General features: G+C 72.2%; 2 protein-coding genes. One reads left to right on the top strand and one right to left on the bottom strand.

Annotation, left to right across the window (positions count from 1 at the left end; translation table 11 throughout):
* The first annotated feature begins 25 nt into the window (after positions 1 to 25).
* Entirely contained in the window at positions 26 to 5350 is a 5325-nt protein-coding gene (locus A6A27_RS04725) for a non-ribosomal peptide synthetase/MFS transporter (protein ID WP_073833227.1), read from the top strand.
* Here A6A27_RS04725 and A6A27_RS04720 read toward each other — a convergent pair.
* Complete coding sequence (locus tag A6A27_RS04720; RefSeq protein WP_073833225.1) at positions 5312 to 7633, bottom strand: lantibiotic dehydratase; 2322 nt, start codon at positions 7631 to 7633, stop codon at positions 5312 to 5314. The two genes, A6A27_RS04725 and A6A27_RS04720, sit on opposite strands and share 39 nt — an antisense overlap.
* Between the last annotated feature and the right edge of the window lie 8 nt (positions 7634 to 7641).

Here is a 7641-nt window from a genome sequence, read left to right as displayed (position 1 = left end):
GAGAACACGCCGAGGAGAACACCGCATGACCGAGGTGCGGCACGACCTCACGGCGGTGGGCGACGTCTACACCGTCCCCGCCTCCTACGCTCAGGAGCGGGTCTGGTTCACCGCCCAGCTCAGCCCCGCGCAACCGCTGTTCACGATGACCGATGCGGTCACCCTGCCCCCGGGCGCGGGGCCGGAGCAGGCGCTCGCCGCGCTGCGGGCGGTCACCGAACGGCACGAGGCCATGCGCACCACCCTGCGCCTCACCGACGGCGAGCTCTACCAGGACATCCACCCCACCGTGCCGATCGAGCTGCCGGTGACCGACCTGTCCGGGCTGACCGAGCCGGACCGGGAACGCGCCCGCGCCGAGATCGTCGCCGAGTACGCCCGCCTCGACCTGCCGATGGACAGCGCACCGCTGTGGCGGGCGCGGCTGCTGCGCCTCGGCGCGGACACCTGGTGGCTGCTGTTCGCCGGGCACCACGTCATCCTTGACGGCACCTCCCTGCTCAACCTGCGCACCGAGCTGACTGAGCTGTGCGCCGCCGCCGTCGCGGGCCGGGCGCCGGACCTGCCCGACCTGCCCATCCAGTACGCCGACTACGCCGCCTGGGAACGCGACCGCCTCGACGGCCCTCGGTGGGGTCAGCTGCGCGACTACTGGCGGGAGACGCTGACCGGCCTGCCCGCCGTGCACGCGCTGACCACCGACCATCCGCGCCCGCCGACCCGCACGTTCAACGGCAGCGACGTCCGCCGCACCCTGCCCGAAGGCCTGGCACAGGCGCTACCCGAGCTGTCCCAGCAGGCCGCCGCGACCCCGTTCATGGTGCAGCTGGCCGCCTATGTCGCGCTGCTGCAACGGCTCTCAGGCAGCGACGACATCGTGGTCGGCATGCCGGTGGTGGGCCGCGACCGTACCGAGTTGGAGCCGCTGCTGGGCATGTTCATGAACATGCTGACGCTGCGGGTCGACGTCTCCGGTGATCCGCCGTTCCTGACCCTGGTCCGCCGGGTGCGCCACGTCGTGCTCGACGCGTGGGACCACCAGGACATGCCGTTCCAGAAGCTCGTCGAGGACCTGGCGGTGCGGCGCGACCCCGGCGTACCGCCGCTGTATCAGCTCACGTTCCACCATCTGCCGACCGGCCGCGGTGAGGCGTTCGGCGGCGCCATGGACGACCTGTCGCTGGAGATCGCCGGGAACGAACTGCGGCTCGAGTACAACACCGCACTGTTCGCCGCCGCCACCATGGAGGCGTTCGCGGAACGCTACCTGCTGCTGCTCACGGCCGCAGCCGCGGCACCGCGGACCAGGGTGGGCGCGCTGCCGATCATGTCGGACGCCGAACGCGCCCAAGTCGTGACCGGCTGGAACGCCACCGACGCCCCGGTGCGCCAGACCACCCTGGCGGTGCTGTTCGACGGCCAGGCCCGGCGTACGCCGGACGCGGTCGCGCTGGTCGACGGCGACACCCGGCTGACCTACGCCGAGTTGGCCGCCGCCGCCGAGCAGGTGGCACGGCGGCTGATCGCGCACGGCGTGGGACCTGAGTCGATCGTCGCCATCCACGAGCCCCGCTCCAGCCGCCTGGTCGCCGGACTGCTCGGCATTCACCGGGCCGGTGCGGCGTACCTGCCGTTGGATCCGGACTACCCGGCGCAGCGGCTGGCCTACATGCTCGCGGACGCCGGCGCCGAGGTGCTGCTGGCCGACGAGGTGCCGCAGGGGCTGGCGGCACCAGGCGTCGTGCTGCCGCTGACCGGTCCGGACCAGCCCGAGACCGCTGCGAGCACAGCCGCTGGGCCGGGCAACGCGGCATACCTGATCTACACGTCAGGGTCCACCGGGCGGCCGAAGGGCGTAATCAACGAACACGCCGGCATCGTCAACCGGCTCGACTGGATGCAGGACACCTTCGGGCTCGGACCGGACGACGCCGTGCTGCACAAGACACCGATCGGGTTCGACGTGTCGGTGTGGGAGGTGTTCTGGCCACTCATCGTGGGTGCCCGGCTGGTACTGGCCCAGCCCGGTGGACACCGCGACCCGGCGTACCTGCGGAATCTGATCGAGCAAGAGCAGGTCACCACCGTCCACTTCGTCCCATCGATGCTGGACGCCTTCCTGGCCACGGCCGATCCCGCCGACCTCGCCCGGTGCGGGTCACTGCGGCGGATCGTGTGCAGCGGCGAAGAGCTGCCGCTCGACCTCGCCCGCCAGACCGTGGCCGCCCTCCCGGCCGCCACGCTGCACAACCTCTACGGGCCCACCGAGGCCGCGATCGACGTCACCGCCTGGGCGGCTACGCCCACCGCACTGGCCGGGGTCACCCGGGTGCCGATCGGCGGGCCCATCCGTAACGTCCGTACCTACGTGCTCGACCAGGATTCGCAGCCGGTACCGGTCGGCATCGCCGGGCAGCTCCACCTCGGCGGCGTGCAGGTGGCCCGGGGCTACCTGCACCGCCCCGAACTCACCGCCCGCACGTTCGTCCCCGACCCGTTCGACGACACCGGCGGGCGGCTCTACGCCACGGGTGACCTGGCCCGCTGGCGCACCGACGGCACGCTGGAGTTCCTCGGCCGCATCGATGACCAGGTGAAACTGCGTGGCCTGCGGATCGAGCTGGGGGAGATCATCGCCGTGCTGCGCGAGCAGCCGGGCATCGGCTCCGCCGCCGTCGCCGTACGCGGCGCCACGCCCGCCGAACAGCGCCTGGTGGCGTACGTGACGCTGGCAGCCGGGACCGAACCCCTGGACCAGGCCGCGCTGCGGCAGGCGCTGAAGCGGCAGCTGCCGGAATACATGGTGCCGTCGGCGTTCGTGCCGCTGAACGCGCTGCCCCTGTCTGCCAACGGAAAGCTGGACACCGCCGCGCTGCCCACGCCCGTGCACGACGGCAGACCCGCCGCCGAACGCCGGCCACCGGTCACCCCGGTCGAGCAGGCCATCGCCGCCGCCTGGCAGAACGTACTGGGGGTCACCGACGTCGGGCTCGACGACGACTTCTTCGAACTGGGCGGGCACTCGCTGCTGGCCATCCGAATGCTGGCCAAGCTGCGCGACGCGTACGGGCACATCGACGTCGGCGTGATGGACGTGTTCCAGCACTCCACCGTGCAGGGCCTGGCCACGCTGATCGACAACCCGACAGAAGAGCGCCGGCGACCGCTGCTCTACGAACTGACCAAGCCGGTCCCGGCGGGGCAGCGGGTGCGGTCCTACGTGTGCGTACCCTACGGTGGCGGGCTGGCCAGCATCTACCAGCCGCTCGCGGACGAACTGCCGCCCGGGCACACCCTGTACTCAGTGGCGGTCCCGGGACACGACGTCGGGGTCAGCGACACAGAGCTGCCGTTCGGCGAACTGGTCGACCGATGCGTGGCCGAGATCCAGGACCGGGTGCACGGCCCGCTGGTCCTGTACGGCCACTGCGTCGGCGGCGCCCTGCTGACCGGTATCGCCCGGCGGCTGCACGAGCAGGGCCGCCCGATCGAAGCGATCTACGCCGGCGGCGTCTTCCCGACGGCCCGGCCGGACAACATGCTCGGCCGCCTGGTCGACTGGGTCGACTCCCGCGGCGCGGACCGGCGTTACGAGACGTTCCTACGCTCGATCGGCGCCGAACTGGCCGACCTGGACCAGGCCCAGGTCGACCGGTTCGTCCACCACGTGCGGCGCGAGGCCGCCGAGGCGCAGGAGAAGTTCACCGAGTGGCTGGAAGCTGCGCCGCTCCAGGTGACCGCGCCGGTGATCTCCGTCGTGGGTACCCACGACATGCTCACCGAGTACTACGAGGAGCGCTACCGCGAGTGGAGCTTCCTCGGCGAATCCACCGCGCTGGTGGCCCTCGACCAGGCCGGGCACTACTTCATCAAGCAGCGGGCCAAGGCGCTCGCCGAGGTGGTCACCCAGACCCATCTCCGCCTGGCCGAACCCCGCGCCGCGCAGGACCGGCTCGCCGGTGACGCCTGGGAACTAGCCGCCACCAGCGCCGACCCCGTCACAGCCGACGCCGGCGCGCAACCCGGCGTACGCCGCTTCCTGGCGCTCACCGCCAGCCAGCTGATCTCGGCCACCGGCTCGGCGCTGACCCAGTGGGCCGTACCCGTCTGGGTCTACCTGACCACCGGGTCGATGCTGTCGTTCGGCCTGTCCGGGGTGATCGCCTACCTCCCGGCACTGCTGACGCTGCCGGTCGCGGGTGCCGTCGCGGACCGGTTCGACCGGCGCAAGGTGCTGCTCGCCGCGTGCGCGGCCGCGGTGACCGCGGAGGCGCTGCTGGCCACGCTGCTGTGGACCGATCAGCTGGGGCTGGCCGCCGTCTACACCCTGGTCTGTGTGCTCGGCGCGGCGTCGGTGTTCCAACGCATCACCTACCTGGCCGCCATCCCGCAGGTCATGCCGAAGCGCTACCTGGGGCACGCCAACGGCATCGCCCAACTCGCCGTCGGGCTCAGCTCGCTGGCGGTACCGCTGCTGGCGGCAGGCCTGCTCGCGGCGATCGACCTGACCGGCATACTCCTGATCGACATCGTGAGCTACGCCGTCGCGATGACCGTGCTCGCGGCGGTGAAGTTTCCCAAACTGCTCGGCCGCCGCCGCAAGGAGCCGTTCCTGGCCGAGCTGATCGGCGGAGCGCGGATGACGTGGGCGGAGCCAGGGTTCCGGGCCATGCTGGGCTTCTTCTCGCTCTACAACCTCTGCCTGGCCAGCCTCCTGCTGGTGCCACCGATGGTGCTCGCCTTCGGCACGATGGGCCAGGTCGGCACGGTCGCGTTCGCCGAGGCGCTGGGCGCTGTCCTGGGCGGACTCGTGATCGCGGCACGGGGCGGCCCGACCAGGCGCCGGATGCCCGCCCTGATCGCGATCGCGTTCGGGGTCGCGATCAGCCTGGTGCTCAGCGGCGTACGCCCGAACCTTGTGCTGGTCGCGCTCGGCAGCTTCGGCGTGGGACTGGGCCTGGGCCTGCACAACGGCATCTACTTGTCGATCATCCAGGTGAAGGTGCCGCAGCGGTTCCACGGCCGGGTGCTGGCGATCATCCAGACGCTGACCTGGGCGACGTTGCCGCTGGGCTTCGCCGTACTGGTGCCGCTGAGCGGGTCGGTGCTGGAGCCGATGTTCGCTCCGGGCGGCGCCCTGGCCGACAGCGTCGGTGCCCTGATCGGGACCGGCGCCGGCCGAGGGCTCGGGTTCGCGTTCGTCATGTCCGGGCTGGCCCTGGCCGTGGTGTCGCTGGGCGCCTACGGCCAGCGCCGGTTGCGCCTGTTCGACACCGAGACCCCCGACGCCCCGGCGGATGCGACCGAGTGGCTACCGCACCTGCGCCGCCGCCGGGTCGACGATCTGTAGCCGCAGTTCCGAGGCGTACGCCTGGCCGGCCGCGTCGGTCAGCCAGGCGTCGCCCGGGCCGGGCAGCAACTCGGTGATGGTCAGCCCGACCCCGTCGCCGCCCTTCTCGTGCGCGCCGCGCAGCAAAGTGCACAGCAGCCGCGTGTAGACACCGCTGGTCAGGTCGACGAAGCTGGGTTTGAGCTCGGTGTCGACCCGGACGAAGATCTGCTCGGGCAGGCCGAGGGCGAGCCTCCAGCGCCGCACCGCGAGGTAGCGTTCCCGCTCACCCTTCACCCTGTGCAGCCCGGTGTCGCCGACCGTGGTGCGCCAGGTCTCCCGGACCAGCACGAGGCCGTCGACGACGATACGTGGGGTATGCCCCGCGTTCCCGGCCAGCTTCCACGTGTCCAACACCTGGTAGTCGAAGAGCGGCGCGAACACCTCCAGCAGCGGCCACTGCCGTCCGTCGCCCGCGTGCACCCGCAGGCTGCCGTCGGCTTCCGGTCGCACGGTGAGGCCGGTGATCGGCACGAGCCGGTCCGGGTCAGCGCCGGGGGCGCTGACGAAGCCGAGCTGCGCATCCGCCGGTCCGTGCAGCCATTCCGCGATGCGGGCCGTGTGCCGGGGCCAGTCCACCGGGGCCAGCAGCCGCACCCGGCCCTCGGGCAGGTCAGCCCGCATACCGTCCCGCAACCGCTGCGGATCCGGGTGCCCGTACGCGAAAAAGTGCGTGTCGAACGCGGCCAGCGCCACGTGCAGCTCGCCGAGCACGACGGTGAAGTCCCCCCGCAGCAGGGCCGCCGCGTCCGGGGCGCACAGATGCAGGTCGGGGCTGTGAATCCGGGCGGCGGCCCAGCCGGGCGCGGTGGCCGGGAACGCCGCGGCGACCCGCTCGGTCAGCTCGGCGGCGCCGAACCGCAGCTCCCGGGCGTCGGCATCGGCGTCGGCCAGGCCAAGCACCTTCGCCCACCGGGCCAGGAAGTCGGCGGTGACGGCGGCGCCGGGCGGGATCGCCCCGAACACGACCGCCTGAGCCAGGAACCACAGGTCGGGCAGGGGAACATCCGCACTGGCCGAATCGGCCGACAAATCGCGGTAGACGGCGGCCAACGCTTCGGCGTACGCGTCGCCGATCGCCGCCGTCAACCACCGGACCGACACCAGCAGCGGCTCCAGCGGAGCAAGCCGTTCCAGCAGCGTGTCACCGAAGCTGACGTCCAGGTCGCGCACGGTTTCCAGGTGGCACAGAGTGCGCCCGGCGTACACCTCGCCGGGGTGTTGCCGCGCGGCCTGACCGGTCAGCTCGACGAACTTCCGCTCCAGTGCGGACATCGCTGCGGCCAGGGCGTCCGGGCCGTCGGCGGCGGCCACCGCGTCGCGCAGTGCGCCGATGGTGGCCAGCTCACCGAGCACCCGTTCGCGAACCAGATCGTCGCCGATCGCGGCGAGCTGATCGCGCAGCACATCCTCGGCGGTGAGGTCGATCGGCAGGTCGAACCCGATCCGCAGCACGCCCCGCTCGGCGAGTTCGTCGAGCTGCGCGTACACGTCGGCGGCGCGGCGGAACCCGCTCGCCGGGTCCGCGACCAGCGCGGAGGCGAGGTCCGCGACGCGCGATCGCCGCTGCGCCCCAGCGAGCAGCGCGGCCGCCGCCGCCGGCAGCGCCTGCGGCGCGCGGTGCGGATGCAGCAGCACCCCGTCCCGCAGCGTCAGCTGCGGCGCCAGCCGCACCGGCAGCCAGTCCCGCACACCCTCCCCGCGGGCGAAGGCCTCGCCGAGCGCGTCCAGCGCCCACCGCTCCAGAAAAACCCGTCGGGTACGCGTCAAAGCCGCACCCGGACGCACCGTGGCGACGGGACCGGGACCGCCCAGTTCTGCCCAGCAGATAGGACCGAAGAAACCGACGGTGTCGTTCTTGAGGCAGTAACGCTGCCAGTATTTCGCGATGACCTCCTCGCGGTGCCGTCGACGCAGATTGCGCCGGGCGTGCGGGCCGTCACGCCGGATCGCGTCGACCGCGAGCAGGACAGCCGGATTCTGCCAGGCCAGCGCAGTGCGGAACGTATCGTCGCAGGCGATGTCGTAGACGGCCCGGCCGAGATCCGCTGCGGCGGCGTCGAACGCGGCCTCGAAGGCGGCCGCGCCGGAGACACCGGTGAGATAGCTGTCGGCGGCCGCCGCGAGCGCGGGCGCGGCGAACCGCTGCATCCCGGCCACTGGGAATCCGGCCGACCGCAGCAGCGCTGAACGCCACACGTGCCACGGGGTTCCGGCGAGGGGCGTGAGATGCTCTGAGGGCACCCGGCAAT

The organism is Micromonospora sp. CB01531, from assembly GCF_001905095.1.
Lineage (GTDB): Bacteria > Actinomycetota > Actinomycetes > Mycobacteriales > Micromonosporaceae > Micromonospora.
This window is presented reverse-complemented; position numbering and strand designations above follow the sequence as displayed.